This window comes from Flavobacteriales bacterium, assembly GCA_019694795.1.
GTDB lineage: Bacteria > Bacteroidota > Bacteroidia > Flavobacteriales_D > UBA2798 > UBA2798.
In genome coordinates, this window is sequence record JAIBBF010000122.1 from 1 (window position 1) to 2,744 (window position 2,744).

The following is a 2,744-nucleotide window of genomic DNA, read 5'->3' on the forward strand; positions in this document are numbered from 1 at the left end:
ATATTCAGCATGCGCAGGATTTAGCCATCGATTGCTCAGCTTCTGAAATTTCATTAGGTGAAGTAGGAACATTGGTTTTAAAATCGAGTAACGACGATGTGGATATCGATTTAATTTCAAAATTATCGGGATCGTCCACCCTCTCGGATATATATGTGCAGCAATTGGCTTCGGCATTAGATTTTAATTTTAAATTAGGTGATATCAGGCTCCGTAAAATTGAAAGTAATTTTACCTCCATACGAATCACCGGTTATAATGCAGATGTGGACCTCGGATTTAAACCAAACAGTAATTTTCAGTTTAATGTGGAACTCGAAAACAGCAAAGGATTTATTTATCCCGAAAACCTGGTAGAAATAAATTCCGACGAAACGCTTTCCAAAAAACGAATGATGGAAGGTCAATACGGAAAATCAAACGGATCTTCTGTCGTTATACAATTGAAAGCCTCGAATGTGAGGTGGAACAGTATTGCCAACTGATTTATTTTTTCACCAGTTTTCTGGTGCCTAAATATTTTCCGGATTGAGAATACACCTGAATAAAATAAATTCCGGCATTCAATTCGGAAACATTGATTTCGGGTTTTACATTTCCAATCAGATCATTCAACTGCATTTGGTGAATGGGTTTTCCGGTGACGTCAGTTACCACCAATCGAAATGAATTTTCAATGGGCGATTTGATGCTGATGGTAAACCATCCTTCATTGGGGTTAGGAACAATTTCACCGATTTCTATACTTACAGGATTATTTTCTACGGCAATGGCAGGGAAATCGGTTCTGGTTCCATCGAAATCAACCTGACTTAACCGATAATAAGTAAATGGTGAAAAAGGATTAGGATCTGTTACCGAATAATTTCGCGGCGTTAAACTGTTTCCTGCGCCGGGCACAGATTGTAAATGAGAAAAGGTAATTCCATCCGACGATTTTTCGATGTTGAAATGATGATTGTTTTCTTCGGTCATGGTCGTCCACTCAACAATATTTTTTTCTCCATTGGAAAAACCGTTAAAGCTGATTAATTCAATCGGTAATGGAGTAGAGCAATCTAACGTTGCACCACCGGCCAGCATCCAGCTTAAGGTAAATGGTGAAGTGGAAGAACTAAAGTTATCGATCAATAAAACAAACACATCACCCGCAGTGGCTGTAACTCCTTCGATCCATTTATCTCCTAAAGAACTTTCGCTGTTATCACCGGCTCCGGTATAAGCACCTGTATTCCCTCCTCCGGCAGCGTACGAACAACGAGCGGGAGTGGTGGTGGGTGGACAAACCGCACTGCTTGCAGGTCCCCATAAAGCGAAGTCGTAATCGTCGGTTCCATTCGTTGGAGAAATCACAAATTCAAGTGTGCCTGAAGTCGCAGCGCGGAAAAAGTACCATGACGATTGATGTTCGATGGTTAAACAACCATCAATGGTATTGTTGTTCGGTAATTCTTGCGTTCCCGCACCGGAACTATTTCCGGAAATAGAAGTGTTTCCGCAAACCGTTGGTGCAGATGTACAATTATTAGAGGAAGAACCTAAAGACGGAGGTGTAAAGGGTGTAGTGCACGAAATGGTAGCTTCCCATCCGGCACGTGTTGTTGATCCATCTGAATCAAACAAGAATGTTAAACATCCCGTGCTGTTACTTGAAGTGGCAACAATGGTTCCGGGATTGGTGGTGCTATGGTATGTACCGAGTAAGGTAGAAGATGTGGATGGACCATCATACACATACAAAAAATCATACTCGGGCTCGAGATTAAACGATACAAATGAAACCTGAATGGCTTGTCCGGGTGTGGAAGGACAGTAAATGGTTCTGGTCAATTCATTATTCGAATAATTACCTCCCGATCCACCACTATCATAAAATGTTGCAGAACACGTGGTGATGGCTGGATTGGTAACGCAAATATTTCCCGAAGCTGTATTGGTTCCGTTCACCCGTGAAATGAGAATGTAATAGGTTACACCTACCGTTGTGCTAATTGTGACATTTTCTACTGTAGTTCCTGTTCCGGCATCCGAACAACCAAGTAACGTTAAACTACCGCATGAACCTGAATAAACAGCTATACCCACATCGCGATTAGTGGGTGTGGCAGTAATGGACGAAAGTGTAGACGTGGCGGTAAAAGAAAACCATCCGTCTCTACCTGCATTGTTGTTATAGCAACCAGGATTGGTCACATCCACTGTAAATGTATTACTAACCGAATAGGCAGTAGATACGCAGCTGGCTCCCGGAGTCAAACTAACTGCACCTGTACACAAATCACTTTGTGCATGAACATAAGTGAAAGTGCTTAGCGGGACGATGAGGGCAAGTAGTATTTTTTTCATCCTGCACATTTATTTGTAACGAAATGGTTTGTATTCCATTTCATCGATGGATAAAAGTGTGATTTTGCAACCGAGTTTTTCCAGTGTTAACTCGTATCTGGAATTGGGAAGCCGGTAATCTTCGAATTTGCTGATGTCGAATTCCTTTAAAGAAATTGGCTCACAATTGGTGCAGGAAAGTGCTTCGAAAATATAGGAGCGGGTATAATAATATTCGATGGTGGTAAACTTTAACGAATTATTGATTTTGAAATCATTTAATTCCTCCGCGGAATAATGCATCAATAATCTGGAATCGTATTTCGATTCGGTCAGGTTGTCCTTTGGACCAACCGTAATTTGGGAATAACAAGGTTGAAAACCTAAAATGAACATCCCCAAAGAGATTAATGGCAAGT

The 2,744-nt window shown here is 41.1% G+C and carries 3 protein-coding genes; 1 reads left to right on the forward strand and 2 read right to left on the reverse strand.

All coding sequences use genetic code 11. The features are described 5' to 3' along the window. The coding region (locus K1X56_15160; GenBank protein ID MBX7096058.1) for a hypothetical protein at positions 1-485 on the forward strand (485 nt) is incomplete at its 5' end. Between the two features lies 1 nt (position 486). Here the strand turns inward: K1X56_15160 and K1X56_15165 are convergent. Together K1X56_15165 and K1X56_15170 are read right to left on the reverse strand one after the other, a co-directional pair. After that, positions 487-2,346 (reverse strand): T9SS type A sorting domain-containing protein, encoded by a 1,860-nt coding sequence (locus K1X56_15165; protein ID MBX7096059.1) that lies wholly within the window; start codon positions 2,344-2,346, stop codon positions 487-489. Between the two features lie 9 nt (positions 2,347-2,355). Beyond that, positions 2,356-2,744, reverse strand: a 389-nt coding sequence (locus K1X56_15170; protein MBX7096060.1) for a hypothetical protein, incomplete at its 5' end; no start/stop codon positions are given.